Origin of the sequence: Pseudomonas sp. Marseille-Q0931, assembly GCF_940789645.1 — a bacterium.
GTDB lineage: Bacteria > Pseudomonadota > Gammaproteobacteria > Pseudomonadales > Pseudomonadaceae > Aquipseudomonas.
In genome coordinates, this window is the sequence record NZ_CALNWT010000006.1 from 56,453 (window position 1) to 78,014 (window position 21,562).

Genomic DNA, 21,562 nt, shown 5'->3' on the forward strand with positions numbered 1-21,562 from the left:
GTTTACATGACTAGCGTGGCTGCTCATCGAGATACGCCGCGATGATCTGCGCGTGTTCCTCGCCGGCACGCGCCAACCATTCCTCGGTGATCTGCTGCCCAACCTCAGTCAACTCCCGACGCAGTTGCGGGTCGATGTCCTGCACCACGGTCATGCCGCGCCTGGCGAGCATCCGCGTCTGATAGCCGGTCAATGCCCAGGACAATTCCCACCCTGCCCGCTCGGCACGCTCACCGGCATGCAGCAATGCGCGACGCTGTGCCTCGGGTAGACGCTGGAAGGCACGCTCGTTGACGATGACGATGTTCTTCGGGATGAAGGCGCGCACGTCGTAGAAGTGCGAGACGAAGTCCCAGGCGCGCAGGTCCATGCCCGTGGCGCTGGAGGTCAGCATGATATCCACCAGGCCATCGCGAAACGCCTGCGGCACATCCTCGGTGTTGATGGTCGTCGGCTGGGCATGGAGCAAATGGGCCAGGCGCGAGATGGTCGGGTTGTAGCTGCGAAAGCGCAGGTCGCGAACATCCTCGACGGCCTGCAGCGGGCGATTGCTGAACAGGCTCTGTGCCGGCCACGGCACGGCGTAAACCAGGCGCACGCCATCGGCCAGCAGGCGCCGCTCCACCGCCTCACGGCTTACCGCCCAGAGCTTGCGGGCCTGCTCGTAGTCGCTGGCGAGAAACGGCAGGCTGTCCAGCTCGAAAATCGGATCCTCATTGCCCAGCGCAGACATGAACACGTCGCCAAGCTGAATATCACCACGGGTCACCGCTGCCTTCACCTCAGGGCGGCGGTACAGCGTGGAGTTGGGGTGAACGCGAATGTTCAGCTGGCCGTTGGTCGCCTGGCGAACATTCCTGGCAAACTCCACCGCCACGCGACTGATGAAATTGCCGGCTGGCTGCTCCACCGACATCGACCAGCGTTCGCTGCCGTAAACGGGTAAAGCCATGGGTAAAGCGACAAGCAACGCGCAGAACGCGGACAGACAGGGTGCGGTCTTCACTGGGATTCCCCCGTAGACTGGTGGCCAGGTACTGAGTCGACTCGAAAGGAACGCAAAAGCCCCCGGGTGCGGGACACACCGGGGGTGCGCCAGAACGGCGCCAGGGAGCGTTCACCCAATTCACTGTCGAGCGCGACGGCCGCCACTGTCCAACGGGAAAAACCGGCGCCTGGCGATCGGAAAATCCGATGCCCGACACCATCAGCTTTTCCTATCTCCGGCGGATGTTTTTATTAGTTGGACGCCCCCAGGCGGCGTCGGAAAAATGAAGCCACTGCCAGAACAGCTCAAAGCTGTCGGACCCTATCCATGCACCTCATGATTAGGATGCTCACTTGAACAGCCTGCTTTTGAATTGCGACATCGGTGAAAGCTTCGGCGCCTGGACCATGGGCCTGGACGCCGAGGTCATGCCCTATATCGACTGCGCCAACATCGCCTGCGGCTTCCACGCCTCCGACCCCAGCGTGATGCGCAAGACCGTGGCCCTGGCCGTGGCTCACGACGTACGCATCGGTGCGCACACGGCCTATCAGGACCTGGTCGGTTTCGGCCGCCGTTCGATGGACTGCACACCGCAGGAAGTCGAAGACCTGATGCTCTACCAGATCGGCGCGCTGGAAGGCCTCTGCCGCAGCCAGGGCACCGTTGTCAGCTACGTCAAGCCACACGGCGCGCTGTACCAGGACATGATGCGCAAGCCCGCCACCCTGCGCGCGGTGATGAGTGCAGTCGCGAAATACAACCGCCAGCTGCCGCTGATGCTGATGTGCACCCGCGATAACAGCGCGGCGCAGGCGCTGGGCGACGAATTCGGCCTGACCCTGTGGTTCGAAGCCTTCGCCGACCGCGCTTACGATGCCGCAGGTTTTCTGGTCAGCCGCAGCCTGCCGGGGGCCGTGCATCACGACAGCGAAGTGATCGTCAGCCAGGCGGTCACCCTGGCACGTGGCGAGGCTCTGCAGGCCAGCGACGGCAGCGCACTGCACCTGAACGCGCAGACCTTGTGCGTGCATGGCGACAACGCCAGCTCGGTCGCCGCCGTGCAACGTATCCGGCAGGCCTTCGACGGCCTGGCACAGGCATGAGGTCGCCCAACGCACGGCTGGAGGTCGCCGGCATCGACAGCCTGATCCTGCGCCTGTTCGACCATATCGATGAAGCCAACATGCCGTGGATGCTGGCCGCGCGTGCACGCCTGCAGGAGGCGTTCGGCAACGCGCTGATCGACCTGGTGCCCTCCTACACCACGCTGCTGCTGCAGTACGACCTGTGCCAGCTAGACAGCGAGCAGGCGCGAGCGAAGATCGCCGGGGCGCTATATGACTTGCAGCCTGCCGATCTGCACGGCGGTCGCGAGCACCAGTTGCCCACCTGGTACGACCGCAGCGTCGGCCCGGAGCTGCAACTGCTGGCGCGCCGCAGCGGGCTGAGCGAAGCCGAAGTGATCGCCCGACACAGCGGCCATGCCTATCAGGTATTCGCCCTGGGCTTCGCCCCCGGCTTCGCCTTCATGGGCCTGGTCGAGGACATCCTCGCCGCGCCACGCCTGAGCACGCCGCGCAAGCGCATCGCCGCCGGCAGCGTCGGCATCGCCGAACGGCAGACGGCCGCGTACCCGGTGGTATCGCCCGGCGGCTGGAACCTGATCGGCCGCACGCCCTGCCGCCTGTTCGGCAGCGATATCGAAGGCTACAGCCTGCTGCAACCGGGTGACCGGGTGCGCTTCGTGCCCATCGACCGCGCCGAATTCATCCGCCTCGGCGGCGACGATAGCCCGCTGGAGGCCAGCCAATGAGTGCTATCGATGCCGGCCTGCGCGTATTGCGCAGCAGCCCTTTCATTCAACTGCAGGATGGTGGCCGCTTCGGTGTGCGTCATCTTGGTGTGACCCAGTGCGGCGCCCTGGACTGGATCGCCCATCGCTGGGCCAACTGGCTGCTGGGTAACCCGCTGACTGCCGCTGTGGTGGAGATCACCCTGGGCAATGCCGAGTTCGAATGCAGCCGTGACGCGACCCTGGCGCTGACCGGCGCCGACCTTGGCGCACGGCTGGACGATCAGCCGCTATCTCCCTGGCGCAGCTTCGAGGTGCGCAAGGGCCAGCGCCTGAGCTTCGCCCAGCCGCGCCAGGGCGCGCGTGCCTACCTGGCTGCGCCGGGTGGATTCCAGGCGCCAGTGGTGCTTGGCAGTTGCGCGAGCATGCTGCGTGAAGGCCTGGGGGGTCTGCACGGCGATGGCCGCGCCATTGCTGTCGGCGATGCTCTGGGCTGGGGTGGCAATGCCGATGCAACGCGGCAGATGCCCGCCGAGTTCATTCCCGAGTACCAGACCACGCCCCGCCTGCAGCTGGTGCTGGGCGCACAGATCGGCGATTTTCGCGGGCAGAGCCTGTTCGATGCCTTCAACAGCGAGTGGCTGATCGACCAGCGAGCCGACCGCATGGGTATCCGTCTCAACGGTCCGCAGCTGCAGTGCCAGCGTGGCTCGATGATTTCCGAGGGCATCCCTTTGGGCGCAGTGCAGGTGCCGCCGGATGGCCAGCCCATCATCCTGCTCAACGACCGCCAGACCATTGGCGGCTACCCGCGCCTGGGCGCACTGACGCCGCAGGCCGTGGCGCGGCTGGCTCAATGCCTACCGGGCCAGACGCTGCACCTGACGCCCACCACGCAGGACAATGCACAGCTTGCCCAGCGCCGGTTACTGGCGCAGTGGCAATAAGGTCGGGCCTGCCCCGCCATGGACGACGGCGGGGCATTTCAGCGCTGGCGACCTGCCTCGCATTTCTGTTGCCAGAGCGTTCATGACCCGCGCGGCAGATAGCGGCTGAAGCGGCAAATGCATTAAAGTCGGCGGTCTGCACGCGCGGCTTCGAAAGCCCGCTCATCCGCCAGAAGAGCCCGACGATGGAACACCGTGAAGCGCTGGTCGCGTTACGCCAATTTCTCTCTACCCAGATTCTCGGCCAGGACAAGCTCATCGAGCGCCTGCTGATCGCCCTGCTCGCCGACGGCCACCTGCTGGTCGAAGGCGCCCCCGGCCTGGCCAAGACCAAGGCGATCAAGGAGCTGGCCGAAGGCATCGAAGGCGAGTTCCATCGCATCCAGTTCACCCCGGACCTGCTGCCTGCGGACATCACCGGCACCGAGATCTACCGTCCGGAAACCGGGAGCTTCGTGTTCCAGCAGGGTCCGATCTTCCACAACCTGGTGCTGGCCGACGAGATCAACCGTGCCCCGGCCAAGGTGCAGTCGGCGCTGCTCGAAGCCATGGCCGAGCGCCAGGTTTCGGTCGGCCGCTCGACCTACGACCTGTCGCCGCTGTTTCTGGTCATGGCCACGCAGAACCCCATCGAGCAGGAAGGCACCTACCCGCTGCCCGAGGCCCAGCTCGACCGCTTCCTGATGCACGTGAAGATCGGTTTTCCCGATGCGGCCGTGGAGCGCAAGATTCTCGCCCAGGCCCGTGGCGATGCGCTCAATGGCGAGGCCAAACCCGAGCACCGGGTCAGCCAGCAGGCGGTGTTCGCCGCACGTAAGGAAATTCTCGGCCTGTACATGGCCGATGCGGTGGAGGAGTACCTGGTGCAACTGGTGATGGCCAGCCGCACCCCGGCCAAGTTCGACGCCGAGCTGGCCGACTGGATCGCCTATGGCGCCAGCCCGCGCGGTTCCATCGCCCTCGACCGCTGCGCACGCGCCCATGCCTGGCTGGCCGGACGCGACTTCGTCAGCCCCGAGGACATCCAGGCGGTGCTGTTCGACGTGCTGCGCCACCGCGTCATCCTGTCCTTCGAAGCCGAAGCCTCGGGCGTCGACCAGGATCGCGTGATCCAGCGCATCCTCGACGTGGTGGCGGTGGCTTGATGCAGCCGCGCGCTCCGCGCTTGTCTTGCGTAGCCCGGATGCAATCCGGGACCGCTCGCGTGTCTTCCCCGGTTTGCATCCGGGCTACGGACTGAAGCATGTCCAGCTCAACCCCGACACCCGGCATCCATATCGTCCTCGGCGAGCTCATCGACATGCGCCACAAGGTGCATGAAGTGCCGCTGTTCTCCACTCCGGCGCGGCGCAGCCCGCTGACCGGCCTGCATCACTCCAAGCTGCGTGGGCGCGGCGTGGACTTCGACCAAGTGCGCGTCTACCAACCGGGCGACGACGTGCGCACCATCGACTGGCGCGTCACCGCGCGCACCCAGGAGCCGCACACCAAGCTGTTCCATGAGGAGCGCGAGCGCCCCATCTTCATCATCAGCGAGCAGAGCCAACGCCTGTTCTTCGGCTCCGGCCTGTGCTTCAAGTCGGTGCTGGCCGCACGCGCCGCGGCGCTGATCGGCTGGGCCGCACTGGGCCACAACGACCGCATCGGCGGTCTGGTATTCGCCGACAACGAGCATCACGAGGTCAAACCGCGGCGCAGCAAGCAGAGCCTGCTGCAACTGCTCAACCTGCTGGCCCGCGCCAACCAGGCGCTGGGGCCAGAGAGCCAGGCAAGTACGAGCCGCGACAACTTCGGCCTGGCCCTGCGTCGCGCCCGCGAAGTGCTGCGCCCGGGCAGCCTGGTGATCGTACTGTGCGATGAGCGTGCCTTGAGCGACAACGCCGAACAGCAGCTGACGCTGCTCGCCCGCCACACCGATCTGTTGCTGCTGCCGTTGTCCGACCCGCTCGATCATGCTCTGCCAGCCGCAGGTTTACTGCGCTTCACCCAAAACGGCGCGCAGCTGGAACTCGACAGTCATAACGGCGACCTGCGCCAGGCTTATCGGGCTCAGTCCCAAGCTCGCGAGGCGCGCTGGCAGCGCTTGTCGCAGAAGCTCGGCGTGCCGCTGCTACCGCTGAGCACACAGTTCGAATTGGTCGAGCAGTTGCAGGAACAGCTCAGCAGCCTGCATCCGAGAAGATCCCTATGAACCCCATCGACCAGTTGCAACCGCTGATCGACCCGCCGCCAGTGCCCTGGTGGCCGCCTGCGCCGGGCTGGTGGTTGCTTGCCGTGCTGCTGCCGCTGCTGGTCTGGGGACTCTGGCGCGCGCTGCGCAACTGGCGACGTCGTCCGCCCAAGATGACGACACAGCAGGCGCTAGAGCCACTGCGCCAGGCGGCACTCGACGAGCTGGCCAGCTTGCGCAAACCCTACGACGGAGCACCTGCCGGCCCCTGGCTGCAGCAGCTCAATGCCCTGCTCAAGCGCCTGTGCCGCGAACGCTACCCGGACAGCGCCAGCCACACCCTGAGCAGCCGCGCCTGGCTGGCGTTTCTCGACAACCGCTGCCCGGCTGCCGGCCTCACCCGCTGGATGATCCTCGTCGACGGCAGCTACAGGCCGCAATGCACGCTGAGCGACAAAGCCATCGTAGAACTCGATCAGGCCGTCGCCACCTGGATTCGCAAGCATGTTTGAGTTCGCCTGGCCCTGGGTCTTTCTGCTCGCGCCACTGCCCTGGCTGCTGCGTCTGCTGCTGCCCGCAGCCGACAGTGGTGATGCGGCGCTGCGGGTCGGTTTTTTGGACGAACTGCAGGCACTCAGCGGTCGCCGCGCCCGTGCGGCCTTGCCCAGTTGGCGCCAGCAAGCGCCGCTGGTGCTGCTCTGGTGCCTGCTGTTGTGCGCCGCGGCGCGGCCGCAATGGGTCGGCGAGCCGCTGCCGCTGCCAGCCAGCGGCCGTGATTTGCTGCTCGCGGTCGATGTCTCCGGCTCCATGGATTACGCCGACATGCAGTGGGACGACGAGCCGATCAGCCGCCTGGATCTGGTCAAACGCTTGCTCGGCGACTTTATCGAAGGTCGCCGTGGGGACCGCGTCGGCCTGATCCTGTTTGGCAGCCAGGCCTATCTGCAAGCACCGCTGACCTTCGACCGTCATACGGTGCGCACCTGGCTGGACGAGGCCCTGATCGGCATCGCCGGCAAGAACACCGCCATCGGCGACGCCATCGGCCTGGCAGTCAAGCGCCTGCGCCAACGTCCGGCGCAAAGCCGGGTGCTGGTGCTGATCACCGACGGCGCGAACAACGGCGGCGAAATCGATCCGCTGGTCGCCGCGCAACTCGCCGCCGATGAAGGTGTGCGCATCTACACCATCGGCATCGGCGCCGATCCACAACAAAGCGGCGCGTACGGCAGCTTCGGCTTCAGCGCGCTGGACCTGGATGAGACCAGCCTGCGTGCGATCAGCGACACCACCGGCGGCGAGTATTTCCGCGCACGCAATCAGGCCGAGCTGCAGCAGATCGAGCTGACCCTCGACCGCCTCGAGCCGGTCGCCCAGCAACCCACCCTCGCCCGCCCTGCCCAGGCGCTTTACGCCTGGCCACTGACGCTGGCGCTGCTGGGCTCGCTGCTGCTGGTCGGCCAGGTGCTCTGGCCTGACTTGCTGCTGCGGCTAAGGAGACGGACATGAGCATGCTCTGGCCGGAATGGCTGCGCCCATTGTGGCTGCTGGCCGTACCCGTGCTGGCCTGGTTGCTCTGGCGCCTGTGGCATCGCGAGCGCCAGAGCGGGCGCTGGCAACTGTTGTTGCCGGCGGCGTTCCATCAGGCGCTGCTCAAGGGCGGCAGTGGTCGCTCCAGCAAATTGCCCTGGCTGGCACTCGGCCTGGCCTGGCTGCTGGCGGTGCTGGCGCTGCTCGGCCCCAGCTGGCAGCGCGTCGAGCAAAGCAACCAGAAGCCCGCCGATCCGTTGGTGATTCTGCTCGAACTGACCCCGCAAATGCTCGCCACCGACGGCCGCCCCAATCGCCTGGAACAGACCCGGCGCAAGCTGCTCGATCTGCTCGAGGCGCGCCGCGATGCGCAGACGGCGATCATCGTCTATGCCGGCAGTGCGCACAGCCTGGTGCCGTTGTCCGATGACCTGGCCACCAGCCGCAACCTGCTCGAGGCGCTGAAACCCTCGCTGATGCCCGAGCCGGGCCGTCGCGCCGACCTTGCAGTGGTGCGCGCACTGCAACTGCTCGACCAGGCACAACTGGGTCAGGGTCGCCTGCTGCTGATCACCAGCGCCCTGGATGACGAGGAACGCAGCAGCATTCAGCAAACGCTGGCAAAGCGCTCGGTACCGCTGCTGGTGCTCGGCGTGGGCAGCCGTGAAGGCGCTCCGGTGATGCAGGAGGACGGCAGCTTTCTCAAGGACTCGCGCGGCGCCATCCTGATCCCGCGCCTCGATGCACGTGGCCTGCGGGAAGCCGCCGAGGCTCATGGTGGCCGCTATGCGCCGATCCGCCTGGACGACGAAGACCTACGCCGCCTGGGCCTACTCGACGGCCCGCAGGCCATGCGCGCCGCCGGGGAGCCGACACGGCTCGACAGCCGTATCGACCAGGGCTACTGGCTATTGCTGCCGCTGCTGTTGCTGGCCGCCTGCGCCGGGCGCCGCGGCTGGCTGTTCTGCCTGCCGCTGTTGCTGATGCTGCCACCGCAAAGCAGCCAGGCTTTCGAGTCCGACGACCTCTGGCTGCGTCCCGATCAACAGGGCCAGCGCCTGCTGCAGGCTCAACGTCCGGCCGAGGCCGCGCAACGCTTCGTCGATCCACAGTGGCAAGGCAAGGCGCTCTACGAGGCTGCAGATTACTCAGCCGCTGCAGAGCGTTTCGCCAAGGGCGACAGCGCTGCCGACCATTACAACCGCGGAAACGCCCTGGCCAAGGCCGGCGAGCTGGAGGCAGCGCTGGATGCCTACGAGCAGGCGCTGGAGCGCCAGCCGGAGCTGGCCGCCGCGCAGTACAATAAGGCACTGGTGGAAGAAGCCCTGCGCCAACGCGACAATCAGCAGCAGAGCGGCAATGGCGATGCGGACGAGCAACAGGAGCCTGCCGACGAGCAGCTGCAGGCGAATGAATCTTCGGCCGGCCAGCCCGCCGAGGGCGCTACCGCGCAGCCGGCCCAAGCGGGCAGCATCGGCGAGAACAGTGAAAGCAGCGAAACGCCGGGCAGCGCTAACGGTGCCGGCGAAGACGACGCCCAGCCAGGCAACGACAATGAAACCCTGGACGCCGCCGAGCCCGTTGCGCAACCCCGGGCGGAAATCGACCTGGGCACCGCGGCCGAACGTCGACAAGCGCTGGAACAATGGCTGCGGCAAATCCCGGACGACCCGGCCGAGCTGCTGCGGCGCAAATTCTGGTATGAACAGCAACAGCGTCAGGACTCCAACCGATGAAGCATCTGCTCTCCCTGCTTCTTCTACTGCTCGCCGGGCAGGCTTGTGCCGAAGGCTTTTTCGCCAGCGTCGATCGCGCCCGCCTGAGCGAAGGCGAGACCGTGGTGCTGACGCTGGAGTCCACCGACCCGACCCGCTTCGGTCGCCCCGACCTGAGCCCGCTGGACAAGGATTTCGAGGTACTCGGCAGCCGCCAGGTCAACCGCCTGAGCAGCATTGGCGATACGCCACGTGCCAGCACCCGCTGGATCCTCACCCTGCAACCGCGCCACAGCGGCGAGGTGATCATCCCGGCGATTCGCCTGGAGGATGCCGAAACCCTGCCCATCACGCTGAATGTCGAGGAGGCCGTCAGCGCTGGCGATGGCGACAAGCTGGCGCCGGTGTTCATCGATGCCAGCCTCGATCAGCCAAACGTCTACGTACAGGCTCAGGCGGTGCTGACCCTGCGCATCTATCACTCGGTTTCGATGTATGACGACAGCAACCTGACGCCTCTGCGCATCGAGGACGCACGCGCCGAACAACTGGGCGAGCCGCGCACCTACGAGAAGAGCATCGGTGGCGTGCTGCACGGCGTGATCGAACTGCAGTACGCCATCTATCCACAACGCAGTGGCCAACTGCTGATCCCCGGGCAGACCTTCAGCGCCACGCTGGTCGACCGCTCGCGCAATAATGACTTCCTGCCCTTCGGGCCGCGCTCCGGCAAGGTCACGCGGGTCAAATCGCCGGACATCCCCCTGCAGGTCAAACCCAAGCCCGCCGACTATCCCGCCGACGCGCCCTGGCTACCGGCGCGGGCCCTGGGCCTGGCGGAAACCTGGAACCCGCAGCCAGAGCAGAGCCAGGTCGGCGACTCGCTGACCCGCCGCCTGATCCTCAAGGTCGACGGCCTGTCCAGCGCCCAGCTGCCGCCGCTGCCAGCGACGCAGGTCGACGGCCTGCGGCGTTATCCGGATCAGCCGCAGATAGACGATCAGAAAAGCGAGAACGGCATCATCGGCACCCGCGAAGAACGCGAAGCGCTGGTGCCCAGCCGTGCCGGCAGTTTCGACCTGCCACCGCTGGAAGTGTTGTGGTGGAACACCCAGACCGACACGCTGGAACGCACCACACTTTCTGCCCGTACCCTGCAGGTTGCGGAGAACCCGCAGTTGCAGAACGACGAGCAACCCAACACGCCGATGGTGACGACGCAGGTGATCGAGGGGCCGGAACTCTGGCCCTGGCAACTGGCCTGCGCCCTGCTGGGCCTGACCACCCTGCTCGGCTTCGGCCTGTGGTGGCACGCGCGCCGGCAACCGGCGATCCAGCGCGCAGCGCAGGCCGGCCCGAGCCCGCGCACGCTGCTCGACGACCTCAAGCGTGCCTGTCAGGCTGGCGACGCCCAGGCGACCCGCCATGCCCTCGATGCCTGGGCGCGACAGCAACCGGAGACGCTCGCCGACATGGCGGCGCGCTACGTGCCGCTGTCGGACGCACTGGACGGCCTCAATGGCGCGCTGTACAGCGAAACGGGCCAGAAGTGGCAAGGCGAGGAGCTGTGGAAAGCGATTCGCAACCTGCCTGCCACGCAGGAACCAAGCGCTGCGCCGCAGGACAACAGTGCACTGCCGCCGCTGTACCCGCGCTAGCGGGTAAGCGCGTGCAGTCTTGTCGATTGTTTCAAGCGCTTGCCGGTGCGAGTGACTCGTATGGGCTGGCAAGGATCGCGGATAAATCCGCTCCTACAGGTACGTAGTAGGCCGCATGGATCTATGGAGATAGTAACCACGCTCTGCGTGGGCACCTGTTTTTGGCACGCTGCGCGTCGTGCTTGGCAGCACGGGATGTCATACAGACCGTAGCGGACGCGAAGCGTCCTGGGCTGCACCTCCACGCAGAGCGTGGGAACGATCGATCACGGTGCTGTGCCCCTCAGGGAGGCGCCCTGGCCGGCAATCGAGCATTCGCCTGGTCGATAGCCGTGAACTCACTCACGCAGCCTGACCCTGGCCTTGTCGGCATAATTGCCGGCGAAGGCCCGGGTTTCATCCGGGCTACCAGTTGGCTCGGGCAGGCTATGCAGCCTTTGAGCGAGACCGTCTTGTCACTGCAAAGCCTTAAAACAAAAACCGCGGCCCGAGGGCCGCGGTTTTCGTTCTACGCCACAGGCATCACTCCTTGGCGCGCAGCTTCTCTGGGTTGATCAGGAAGCGGGCCAGTGCCGGCAGCAGCCAGATTGCGCCGATCATGTTCCACAGGAACATGAAGGTCAGCATCAGGCCCATGTCGGCCTGGAACTTGATCGCCGAGAAGATCCAGGTCGCCACGCCGATGGCCAGGCAGACGCCGGTGAACAGCACCGCCTTACCGGTGGACTTCAGGGTCTCGTAGTAGGCTTCCTGCAGCGGCATGCCCTGACGCAGGTAGGTCTCCAGACGGCTGTAGATGTAGATGCCGTAGTCGACACCGATCCCCACACCCAGGGCGATCACCGGCAGGGTGGCGACCTTCACGCCGATGCCCATGAAGGCCATCAGCGCGTTGCCCAGCACCGAAGTCAGCACCAGCGGCAGGATCACGCAGAGGGTCGCCGCCAGCGAACGGAAGGTCAGCAGGCACATGATGCTCACCGCCGCGTAGACCGCGATCAGCATGGTGGTCTCGGACGCCGCGATCACCTCGTTGGTGGCAGCCTCGATACCGGCGTTACCCGCTGCCAGTACCACCTGCAGCTCGTCGGTGCTGTGCTGCGCGGCGAACTCTTCGGCAGCGGCCACGGCGCGCGACAGGGTTTCGGCCTTGTGGTCCTCAAGGAAGATCAGCACCGGCGCAACCGAGCAGTCTGCGTTGTACAGGCCTTCAGCACGGGCGATGGAGTTGTTCAGCACGTCCTGGTTGCGCGACAGGGTTTCCCATTTCAGGTTGCCCTCGTTCATGCCCTTGATCACCTGCTTGGACACGGTGACCATGGAGATGGCCGACTGCACGCCTGCGGTGTTCTCCATCTTCCACATCAGCTCATCCATGGCGGACAGCGCTTCGTAGGTGGAGCAGCCCTCGGTGGGCGTCTTGATCATCACCACCAGCACGTCGGAGCTGGTCGAGTAGTTGCGGATGACGAAGTCGTTATCCAGGTTGTAACGCGAGTCCGGGTGCAGTTCCGGCGCACCCTGATCGAGGTCGCCGATCTTCAGGTTCTGCCCGTACCAGACACCGCAAGCCAGCGCCACCACGGCAACCACGACGGAAATGGGCGCGACCATCGGATGGGCGCAATTGGAAATGGCACGCCAGAACGGGTGGTCCTTGGCAGCCTCTTCGCGGCTGATCTTAACCGCCTTCTGGCTGATACCGATGTAGGAAATCATCACCGGCAGCAGGATCAGGTTGGTCAGGATGATCACCGCAACGCCCATCGACGCGCCGATGGCCAGTTCGCGAATCACGCCGATATCGATCAGCAGCAGGGTCACGAAGCCGACCGCATCGGACAGCAGCGCCACCAGCCCGGGAATGAACAGCTGACGGAACGCCATGCGCGCAGCAGACAAGGCGTCAGTCGCCTCGCCGGACGCCATGGCGATGCCGTTGATCTTCTGCACACCGTGGGAAATACCGATGGCAAATACCAGGAACGGCACCAGCATCGAGTAGGGGTCGAGGCCGAAGCCCAGGGTATGCAGCAGGCCCAGCTGCCAGATCACCGCGATCAGCGTGGTGATGACCACTGCCAGGGTGCTCTTGAAGCAATGGGTGAACCACAGCAGCAGCACGAAGGTGATGCCGATGGCCACGGCGAAGAACAGTGCCACGCCCACCAGGCCGTCGATCAGGTCACCGACCTTCTTGGCGAAGCCGATGATGTGCACCTGGACATTGGGATTCTGCGCTTCGTACTTGTCGCGAATCTTCTCTTCCAGCTCGTGGGAGAACTTCTGATAGTCCAGTTTGATCAGCTTGCTCTGGTCGTTCGGGTCCGGATAGGACTCCAGCAGCGGGATATCGACGATGGTGGACTTGAAGTTATTCGCCACCAGACGACCGATCTGCCCGGACTTGAGGATGTTGCTACGCAGATCCTCGAGGCTGTCGGTGGAACCGTCGTAGGTCTGCGGGATCACCTCGCCACCGGCGAAGCCTTCCTCGGTCACTTCGGTCCAGCGCACGCTGGGGCTCCACAACGACTTCAGACCGGAGCGGTCGACGCCGGGGATGTAGAAGGCCTCGTCATGGATCTGCCGCAGCGTTTCCATGTAATCCTTGCTGAAAATGTCGCCATCGGTGGCTTCCACCGAGATACGCACCGTGTTGCCCAGGTTGGCCAGGTCGTTACGGTGTTCGAGCATCTTCTGGATGTACGGATGGCCCAGCGGGATCATCTTCTCGAAGCTGGTCTGCGGGCGTACCTGCGCAGCCTGATAGAACAGGAAGATGCTGATCAGCAGGCAGATCAGGATCACCGCCGGGCGATTGTTGAAAATCAGCCGCTCGAGGAAGGACGCGGGCTGTTGTTGATGCTTGGTCATGCAAAGGCTCCCGGCTTGTTATTGTTGGCCCAGATCGGCGCCGGTCGAAGCGGCGAGGTGAACGCCGCCCTGCCCCACCAGGATCAGGTTGCCGTTATCCAGTGCAGTTACCCCGGCCAGCGAAAGGCGGTCGGGACGATTGATCAGGCTGAACGTCTGGCCGTGATCCGTGCTGCGCAGCACCGTACCGCCATGCCCCACCACCGCGACGCTACCATCGCCGAGCAGCGTGCCATCGGCGAGACCGAATTCCAGCGGACCATTGTTCGGTGTGTTGAGGGAGATCTGCTGCCAGCTGTCACCGAAATCGGTGGAGCGGAACAGGTGGCCGCGCAGGCCGTAAACCAGCAGCGTGCCGGCTTCGTCGGTGCCCAGCGCGCCGAACAGCGAGCCCTCGTAGGGTTTGTCTTCGACGGTCTCCCAGGTTTCGCCCCAGTCGCGCGAACGGAACATGCCACCCAGCTCGCCGACAACGAACAGCCCGGCGCCCTTCACCGCGGTGATGGCGTTGAGGTGATAGGCGTCTTCGTTGTCGAGACGGTCGCTGACGTCTTCCCAGTTCTGGCCACCGTCGGTGGTTTCCAGCAGCGCGCCGTAGGCTCCTACGGCATAACCGGTCTGCAGGTCCTTGAACCAGATATCCAGCAGCGGCGCTTCGCGCTCGAGGTCTTCGAACTGGCTGGTCCAGGTCAGCCCGCCATCGGTCGTGGCGAGAATCTGCGAATCGTGGCCGACCACCCAGCCATGCTTGGCATCGACGAAGAACAGGGAGGTCAGCATCTGCCGGGTCGGCACCTTGGCCTGCTGCCAGCTTTGCCCCTGGTCGTTGGAGTAAAGAATGTGGCCACGGTCACCAACGGCTACCAGGCGTTCGCCGGTGTTGGCGACATCGAGCAGCAGACTGTGCACGGCTTTGGGCGACTCGATGGCGAAGCCGGCGTCAGTTGCAGCCGTGGTCTCGGCCTGCAAGGGCGCGGCGCCGAAAGCCAGAACGGAAAGCACACTGCACAGCGAGAGCGCTTTAGCCAGCGGCGAATGGACACGGAGCGCCGACTTGCGCACCGGATTGGGCGCCAGACCGGACTGGGTGCGCCGCATGACGGGCTCACTCATATACCTTCCCCCTTTCTTGTTATAGGCGGTACTACTGATCCCGCCCATCCTAGCGAGCTTCGGAAAGCCCTGACAATTGGCGCGACGTTATGTTTTGTTAAGGCCGAACCCGCGTGATAGAAGCCTATTCGCCATATTGATACGAAAAGGCCGCTACTACTGTAGCGGCCTTCGCTTGAAGCTACACAACTATTATCGAGTGCCGCGGCGACGCAGGGCAGCCGGTTTGAAATAACCGTCGTCTGGAACCGCCTGGGTGAAGTCGATGGTGTTGTTCTCTTCGTTGTCCAGATTCTGCACGTGGTAACGACGCGCCTGCAGGTCGTGGAACACATCGAGTGCGGACCAGGTGGTCGGCAGGTCGTAGTAGTTCTTCAGATAGGCGATGGAAACGCGCCACAGCTCACCACGGCCGTCGTACTGATCCACTACCGCGGCCTGCCAGCTGTCCTCGTCGAGGAACAGAGTGCGCTTGGAGTAGATGTGGCGGGCGCCGGACTTCAGCGTGCCTTCGACCACCCATACGCGGTGCAGCTCGTTGCGGGTCAGTGCCGGGTTGAGGTGACCGACCTGCAGCAGATCCTTGTACTTAACGTCAGGGCTGGTGACCTGGTAGTTGTTGTACGGGATGTAGATTTCCTTCTTGCCCACCAGCTTCCAGTCGTAGCGATCCGGAGCACCGTTGAACATGTCGGTGTCATCGGCGGTACGCAGGCCGTCAGCAGCAGCGATCGGCGTGTCGTAAGCCAGGTTCGGCGCACGACGCACGCGGCGTTGGCCGGCGTTGTAGCCCCAGGCCTGACGCGGCTCCTTGACCTGATCCAGGGTCTCGTGAACCAGGGTCGCGCCACCGGCCAGACGAGCCGGGCTGGTGGTGAACGACAGGTAATAGAACATGATGTTGTTCAGGTCGGCGAAGGAGCCGTTCTGCAGGTAGTACTTGAACAGCGCTTCCTGCTGCGAGGTGACCAGCGAGTAGGAGCCGTTGCGCTGCACCGCCACTTCCGAGGCGCGACGCACGATGTAGGTGCCGCGGTAGCGGGCGATGTGGTTCCACAGAGCTTCGACGCCGCTCTGCGGAATCGGGAACGGAATACCGCCATAGGCGTTGGTGAAACCGTTGCCGCCATCGGCCAGCTTGGCGCTGGTGGCGTTCTTGATGGTGTTGTCATAGACCCACTGCGGCGCGGAGCCGGAGCGGCGGGTCTGGTACACCGGCATCTGATAGGTTTCCGGATAGGCCTTGAACATGGCGATCTGACCCGGAGTCAGGTTGGCCTCGTACTGGCTCAGGTTGGCCGCGGTGATGGTGAACAGCGGCTTGTCTTCCGGGAACGGGTTGACGTGGTGCTGGCCCGAACGGGTGTAGCCAGCCGGCGCCTGGGTGATGCCGCCGGTCCAGGCCGGAATGGTGCCGGCAGCGTTGCCGGCTTTTTCGGCGCCGAAGGGGGTCAGGGTATCGCCGAGCTTGGCGGCTTCCTGCGGGGAAACGGCAGCCAGCGCGGAGCTGGCGGAAAATGCCAGCGCAACGGCTACGGCCATCAGCCTGTGCTTGTTCAGCATGGGTAATTCTCCATGAAGAGTCGTGACGGGCGCCCGCAAGCGCCCGGCGTTCTTTCCGATTTTGGTTATTAGAAGGAGTACTTGACGTTCAGACCGATGTTGTCGCGATCACGCGCAACGTTGTTCTGGCCAGCGCCATAGAACTCGGTGTACTGAATCTCGGCTTCCAGGCTGTTCAGGTAGCTAGCGCGCATACCGACGGTGTACGCCTTACGACCTTCGATGAAGTTGCCGGTCTGGTGCGAGTTGCCTTCGAAGTCGTGCTTGAACACGGCGAAGGGCGACAGATTTACGCCGGCGTAAACGTCGTTCCAGGTGCCGGAGAGCACCAGAGTGTAGCCATAGGCGTTCTTGTTGATCTGATCGTCGCGATCGTAGCCGGAGATGTAGGATCCATTTGCACGACCAGAGTAATAACGCACGTTCCCCTGGAAGTCCGTGTACTTGAGGCTGCTGCCGCGAATGTGTTCGGAGCCGAGCTCCGCCACACCAAACAAGGAGTCGAATCCGAGCCTCGGGCCGAAGTTATAGATGGTGCCCAAGGAGGTATTGAACGCTTCTACGCGCTCGTAGTTGCTCAAACGACGGTTGCCCAAACTTACCGTTTGGCCACCGACCTGAACCTGCTGTCCCAGAGCGATCTGCGGTGCTTGCTCAAGTACCTGCCCAAGAAGGTCGTTGGTAGTCGCGATACCGATTGGCAGGTTGGGACGATAGGAAAATTCGCCGAATACCGACGCATTGCCCACGGTGGTGTTGAAGCTCAGACCCATCATTCGAATGTCTTCAGCGTACTGACGGCTTGCCTGGATCTGATTAGCTACGTCAACCGAGACCAAGCCACCGGCAATTTGCTGCGCAAGTGCAGCATCACCGCCGGCCGCCCCTTGTACCGGAGTGCTACCGACCAGCGCACCAAACTGTACAGGCGTTAGCCCAGCGTAAGAGTCATCGAGCTGAGCATAGATGGATGGCTCTTTCGCGTGGTAATTCACGAAGTAGAAGCCAAACTCTGTCGAGTTGAGCTCTTCGGCGATATAGCGGAATGCAACGCCAAATTGCCCATCATTCTTGGCGTTAAGGTCGCTCTTGATAGAGGCGACCTTGAAAGCGTCAGACGTGGCAAATGAACTCCCATTCAGCCCATAAGCAGGGTTCAATACGGAGGCTTGATAAAGCGAAAGACCACCGAGCAGCGGGTTCGGTGTCAGGGCCCCAGCTAGCGCACCACTTTCGTTATAAGCGGTATGGCCGCCATCAGCGAACAAGTCGGTCTCCGAGAAATAGGTACCGACCGGATCGATAGCAGACTCTTTCCAGTTGAACTGGTAGAACGCTTCCATCGACAAGTTATCGGTCAAACCGATGTTGAAGCTCAAAGCCTCGACCGGCACCAATACTTCTTTCACTTCGGAGCCTGGAAGGCGGAACTTGGCAGCATCGACCGGGTTGGTGGTGTTCACCCCACCACGGTAGTACAAACCTTCACCCCAGTTGAATACCTGCTTACCGAAACGACCAGAGACAGGCATGTTGGCCACGTCCCAGTTGCCATAGACGTAGGCGTCAAGAATCTGCGCATCGCGACCTGCCTTGTGGCGGGTTTCGCGAGTGAAGCTGTTATCCCGCGGATAGCTTTGGCTGGGCTGAGCCGGCGTGTTGGCGTCATAGTAGTCGTTGCGCTTATCCATGATCTGGGTGTCATAGAACGCAGTACCACGGATAAAGACGCCGTAGTTACGGTAAGACGCCTCGAGATCCGAGGTAATTTTGAACACTTCGGAAACCAGGCCGGTATCGAAATTACGGTTGCCGTCGTTGATGTTGATATCGTTGTTGGTCTTGTCCTGGCCTTGTACGCGCCACAGTTGACCGTAGGAGATGGTGGTATCGAGGGAGCCGGTGATTTCGTTATCGGCGAAGCTGAACTCCACCGCATGAGCCTGGGCGGCGACCAGCAACGGCAGAACGCCAGCGAACGCAAAGCCGGCCTTGGCCGGGGCAAAACGTAGAACGGGCTTGCGGGACTTAATTTCCATCGAGACTCACTCCGTGGACAGATCATTCTTTTAGGCGATCCCGTAGCCGGGTCGCGAATTGCCGTACTGACGACGGCTTGTGTTTTTATTTTGTAGCGACATGTTCCAACGACCAGCGAGAGCTTGCACGCGGTCAAGTCCTGCTCAGTACTGCAACCATGGTGCCAATTCAAACAGTTGTATCAGCGCAAACAGCCGTGGGAGAGCCGCTGGGTGGTTTCTTTTCGTGACTGATCAGTCACTGACCAAAAGACGAGAAAAAGTGGCGCACTTTGTCCTACGATCCGACGCTTTATGCCAATCCCCCCCTGCTATGCATGGGTTAGCGGCTAAAAATAACGTCTCATTGTCAAGCACCGACACTCGAATTTAAGTGTACAAACACATAACCAGCGGCCCGCATATTTCGTTGGGTAACAAAAAAGTGTTACCAGCCATAGGCCGGTAACACTTCCTGTAAAGCCAAAACCGTCTTACGCCAGGCTTTTACTCACCACTTCATAGACATCGCTGGACAGCTCACCGGAGGCAAGGATGCGCTCCAGTTCGGCCTTCATCAGTGCCTGCCGCACCGCACCGTATTTGCGCCAACGGGTCAGCGGCGCCAGCAGGCGCGAAGCGATCTGCGGGTTAAGGGCATTTAGGGTGATGACCTGGTCGGCAAGAAAGCGGTAGCCCGCCCCGTCCGCGCGGTGAAAGTTGATCAGGTTCTGGTTAGCGAAGGCACCGATCAGGGCACGCACCTTGTTCGGGTTCTTCAGGGTGAAGGCTTCGTGCTGCATCAGTGCATGCACACGCTCCAGACCACCCGGCAGCGGGCAACCAGCCTGCACGCTGAACCACTGATCCATGACCAGCGCGTTGTCCTTGAAGAACTCGGCGAAGGACGCCAGCGCTTGGCTGCGCTCAACCTCGAACGGGGAGTTGACCAGCACCGCCAGCGCCGCCAGGCGCTCGGTCATGTTGTCGGCGCTGTCGAACTGGTCGACGCAGGCCGCCAGCACCTCGGGCTTCTCGCTGAGCATCAGATAGGACAACGCGATGTTCTGCAGGCTGCGGCGAGCGAAGTGCGCGGCCTCGGCCACGTAAGGGGTGGCCTTGGAGACTTCACGATTGGCTTGGTAGCGCGCCCACAGCGGGGCGAACAGCGCGGAAGCCAGCTCCTTGCGGGCGAATTCGCGCGCGGCGTGGATGGCCTCGACATCTGCGACCTCGCTGATCTCGGTCAGGTAGGCCTCGCCCGGCAGCGAGAGCATCTCGGCGACCATGGCCTGATCCAGCGACTCGTCTTCAAGCAGGGTACGCAGCGCGGTGACCAGGCGCTGATCCAGCACCAGGGCTTCGCCACGCTGGTGCTGGCCAATCAGTTCCTGCAGTACCTGCACAGAAAGCTGCTGCCCCGCTTCCCAACGATTGAATCCATCGCTGTCGTGCTGCATGAGGAACATCAGCTGATCACGGCTGTAGGGGAAGCTCAGCTTGACCGGCGCGCTGAAGCCACGCAGCAGCGACGGCAGCGGCTTCTCGACAATGCCCCCAAAGGTGAAGGTCTGCTCGGCTTCAGTCACCGACAATACGCGGCTGGTGCCCTGCGCGGCGCTTTCGCCCTGCAGACGCAGCGGTAGCTCAACGCCTTGGGCATCGAGCAGGCCAAGCGCAACTGGAATCACGAACGGCAACTTCTCGCTCTGCCCCGGCGTAGCCGGGCAGCTCTGGCGGAAGGTCAGGCTGTAGGTCTGCGCGGCGGCGTCATAAGCCTCACTGACCTCCAGACGCGGCGTGCCGGCCTGGGTGTACCAGCGCTTGAACTGGGTCAGGTCGATACCGCTGGCATCCTCCATGGCCTTGACGAAATCGTCGCAGGTCACGGCCTGGCCGTCGTGACGCTCGAAGTACAGGTCCGAGCCCTTGCGGAACAGTTCCGGGCCGAGCAGGGTGTGGATCATGCGCAGCACTTCCGAACCCTTCTCGTAGATGGTCAGGGTGTAGAAGTTGGAGATTTCCATGTACGCATCCGGGCGCACCGGGTGGGCCATGGGGCCGGCGTCCTCGGCGAACTGGTGGGTACGCAGGTAGGCCACGTCTTCGATGCGTTTGACGGTGCGCGAGTGGGTATCGGCGGAGAACTCGCTGTCGCGGAATACGGTGAAGCCTTCCTTGAGCGACAACTGGAACCAGTCGCGGCAGGTCACGCGGTTGCCCGACCAGTTGTGGAAGTACTCGTGCGCCACCACCGCCTCGACGCGCTGATGGGCGGCGTCAGTGGCCGTCTCGGCCTTGGCCAGCACGCAACTGGAATTGAAGATGTTGAGGCCCTTGTTCTCCATGGCGCCCATGTTGAAGTCGTTGACCGCAACGATCATGAAGATGTCCAGGTCGTACTCGCGGCCGTAGACCTCCTCGTCCCACTTCATCGAGCGCTTGAGGCTGTCCATGGCGTGCTGCACCTTGTCGATGTTCTCCGGCTCGACGTAGATACGCAGCGCCACTTCACGCTTGCTCATGGTGGTGAAGCTGTCTTCCACACACCAGAGGTCACCGGCGACCAGGGCGAACAGGTAGGCCGGCTTCTTGAACGGGTCTTCCCAGGTTGCCCAGTGCCGGCCGCCCTCTTCGCTGCCACTGGCAATCGGGTTGCCGTTGGACAAGAGCACCGGGTAGGCATGCTGCTCGGCGCTGACCGTGGTGGTGAATGTGCTCATCACGTCCGGGCGGTCGAGGTAGAAGGTGATCTTGCGGAACCCCTCGGCCTCGCACTGGGTGCAGAACATCTTGCCGGACTTGTACAGGCCTTCCAGCGCGGTGTTGCTCTCCGGGTGGATGCGCACGCTGCTGTCGACCACGAAGCGCTCCTGGGTCGGCTGCAGGGTCAGGTGGCTGTCGGTCAGGGTGTAATCGGCCGCGCCCAGTTCGCGGTCATCCAGCTTGAGATGCAACAGCTCAAGCTGCTGGCCATCGAGCACCAGCCTGGGCAGGCCGGCACCCGCCTCGGGATTGCGGCGCATGACGAGCTGCGCGTGCACCAGACTGTGATCCTCGAACAGCTCGAAGGTCAGGTGGGTCTCGTCGATCAGGTAATCGGGAACCTGATAGTCCTTCAGGTAAATAGTCTTGGATTGTTCGGTGCGCATGGCTCTTGGCCTCTCGTCTGCGGCGCCTCGGGCGCC

Annotated in this window: 15 protein-coding genes; 9 read left to right on the forward strand and 6 right to left on the reverse strand. The window is 63.5% G+C overall.

All coding sequences use genetic code 11. From position 1 onward, the window contains the following. Positions 1 to 10 precede the first annotated feature (10 nt). Positions 11 to 952, reverse strand: coding sequence for a TRAP transporter substrate-binding protein (locus P3C50_RS12370; RefSeq protein ID WP_275546233.1), 942 nt, complete (start codon positions 950 to 952; stop codon positions 11 to 13). Positions 953 to 1,341: 389 nt separating this feature from the next. Between P3C50_RS12370 and P3C50_RS12375 the strand changes: the two genes are divergently transcribed. The 9 genes from P3C50_RS12375 to P3C50_RS12415 all read left to right on the forward strand — a co-directional run bounded on the left by P3C50_RS12375 (position 1,342) and on the right by P3C50_RS12415 (position 10,803). Beyond that, on the forward strand, positions 1,342 to 2,094 hold the full coding sequence (locus P3C50_RS12375) for a 5-oxoprolinase subunit PxpA (protein ID WP_275546234.1): 753 nt from the start codon (positions 1,342 to 1,344) through the stop codon (positions 2,092 to 2,094). Further along, positions 2,091 to 2,804 carry a 5-oxoprolinase subunit B family protein gene (locus P3C50_RS12380; RefSeq protein WP_275546235.1) on the forward strand — a complete coding sequence of 238 codons (714 nt, stop codon included), beginning with the start codon at positions 2,091 to 2,093 and terminating at the stop codon, positions 2,802 to 2,804. Before P3C50_RS12375 ends, P3C50_RS12380 begins: the two co-directional genes overlap by 4 nt. Then, positions 2,801 to 3,730 carry a biotin-dependent carboxyltransferase family protein gene (locus tag P3C50_RS12385; RefSeq protein ID WP_275546236.1) on the forward strand — a complete coding sequence of 310 codons (930 nt, stop codon included), beginning with the start codon at positions 2,801 to 2,803 and terminating at the stop codon, positions 3,728 to 3,730. The genes P3C50_RS12380 and P3C50_RS12385 overlap by 4 nt, the downstream gene beginning before the upstream one ends. A 185-nt stretch (positions 3,731 to 3,915) precedes the next feature. Further along, positions 3,916 to 4,875 (forward strand): AAA family ATPase, encoded by a 960-nt coding sequence (locus P3C50_RS12390; protein ID WP_275546237.1) that lies wholly within the window; start codon positions 3,916 to 3,918, stop codon positions 4,873 to 4,875. 98 nt (positions 4,876 to 4,973) lie between these two features. Continuing rightward, complete coding sequence (locus P3C50_RS12395) at positions 4,974 to 5,921, forward strand: DUF58 domain-containing protein (protein WP_275546238.1); 948 nt, start codon at positions 4,974 to 4,976, stop codon at positions 5,919 to 5,921. After that, positions 5,918 to 6,412, forward strand: coding sequence for a DUF4381 domain-containing protein (locus P3C50_RS12400; RefSeq protein WP_275546239.1), 495 nt, complete (start codon positions 5,918 to 5,920; stop codon positions 6,410 to 6,412). Before P3C50_RS12395 ends, P3C50_RS12400 begins: the two co-directional genes overlap by 4 nt. Further along, positions 6,405 to 7,409 carry a vWA domain-containing protein gene (locus P3C50_RS12405; protein WP_275546240.1) on the forward strand — a complete coding sequence of 335 codons (1,005 nt, stop codon included), beginning with the start codon at positions 6,405 to 6,407 and terminating at the stop codon, positions 7,407 to 7,409. Before P3C50_RS12400 ends, P3C50_RS12405 begins: the two co-directional genes overlap by 8 nt. Further along, positions 7,406 to 9,166: a VWA domain-containing protein gene (locus tag P3C50_RS12410; RefSeq protein WP_275546241.1), complete on the forward strand. Its 1,761-nt coding sequence runs from the start codon at positions 7,406 to 7,408 to the stop codon at positions 9,164 to 9,166. The genes P3C50_RS12405 and P3C50_RS12410 overlap by 4 nt, the downstream gene beginning before the upstream one ends. After that, positions 9,163 to 10,803: a BatD family protein gene (locus P3C50_RS12415; RefSeq protein WP_275546242.1), complete on the forward strand. Its 1,641-nt coding sequence runs from the start codon at positions 9,163 to 9,165 to the stop codon at positions 10,801 to 10,803. Before P3C50_RS12410 ends, P3C50_RS12415 begins: the two co-directional genes overlap by 4 nt. A 522-nt stretch (positions 10,804 to 11,325) precedes the next feature. Here P3C50_RS12415 and P3C50_RS12420 read toward each other — a convergent pair. The 5 genes from P3C50_RS12420 to pepN all read right to left on the reverse strand — a co-directional run bounded on the left by P3C50_RS12420 (position 11,326) and on the right by pepN (position 21,526). Then, complete coding sequence (locus P3C50_RS12420) at positions 11,326 to 13,680, reverse strand: efflux RND transporter permease subunit (protein ID WP_275546243.1); 2,355 nt, start codon at positions 13,678 to 13,680, stop codon at positions 11,326 to 11,328. Between the two features lie 18 nt (positions 13,681 to 13,698). Further along, on the reverse strand, positions 13,699 to 14,778 hold the full coding sequence (locus P3C50_RS12425) for a WD40/YVTN/BNR-like repeat-containing protein (protein ID WP_275546268.1): 1,080 nt from the start codon (positions 14,776 to 14,778) through the stop codon (positions 13,699 to 13,701). Positions 14,779 to 14,985: 207 nt separating this feature from the next. Continuing rightward, complete coding sequence (locus P3C50_RS12430; protein WP_275546244.1) at positions 14,986 to 16,356, reverse strand: DUF1329 domain-containing protein; 1,371 nt, start codon at positions 16,354 to 16,356, stop codon at positions 14,986 to 14,988. A gap of 68 nt (positions 16,357 to 16,424) precedes the next feature. Next, positions 16,425 to 18,395, reverse strand: a complete 1,971-nt coding sequence (locus P3C50_RS12435; protein ID WP_275546245.1) for a DUF1302 domain-containing protein — start codon at positions 18,393 to 18,395, stop codon at positions 16,425 to 16,427. 473 nt (positions 18,396 to 18,868) lie between these two features. After that, positions 18,869 to 21,526 (reverse strand): aminopeptidase N, encoded by a 2,658-nt coding sequence (pepN, locus tag P3C50_RS12440; RefSeq protein WP_275546246.1) that lies wholly within the window; start codon positions 21,524 to 21,526, stop codon positions 18,869 to 18,871. Between the last annotated feature and the right edge of the window lie 36 nt (positions 21,527 to 21,562).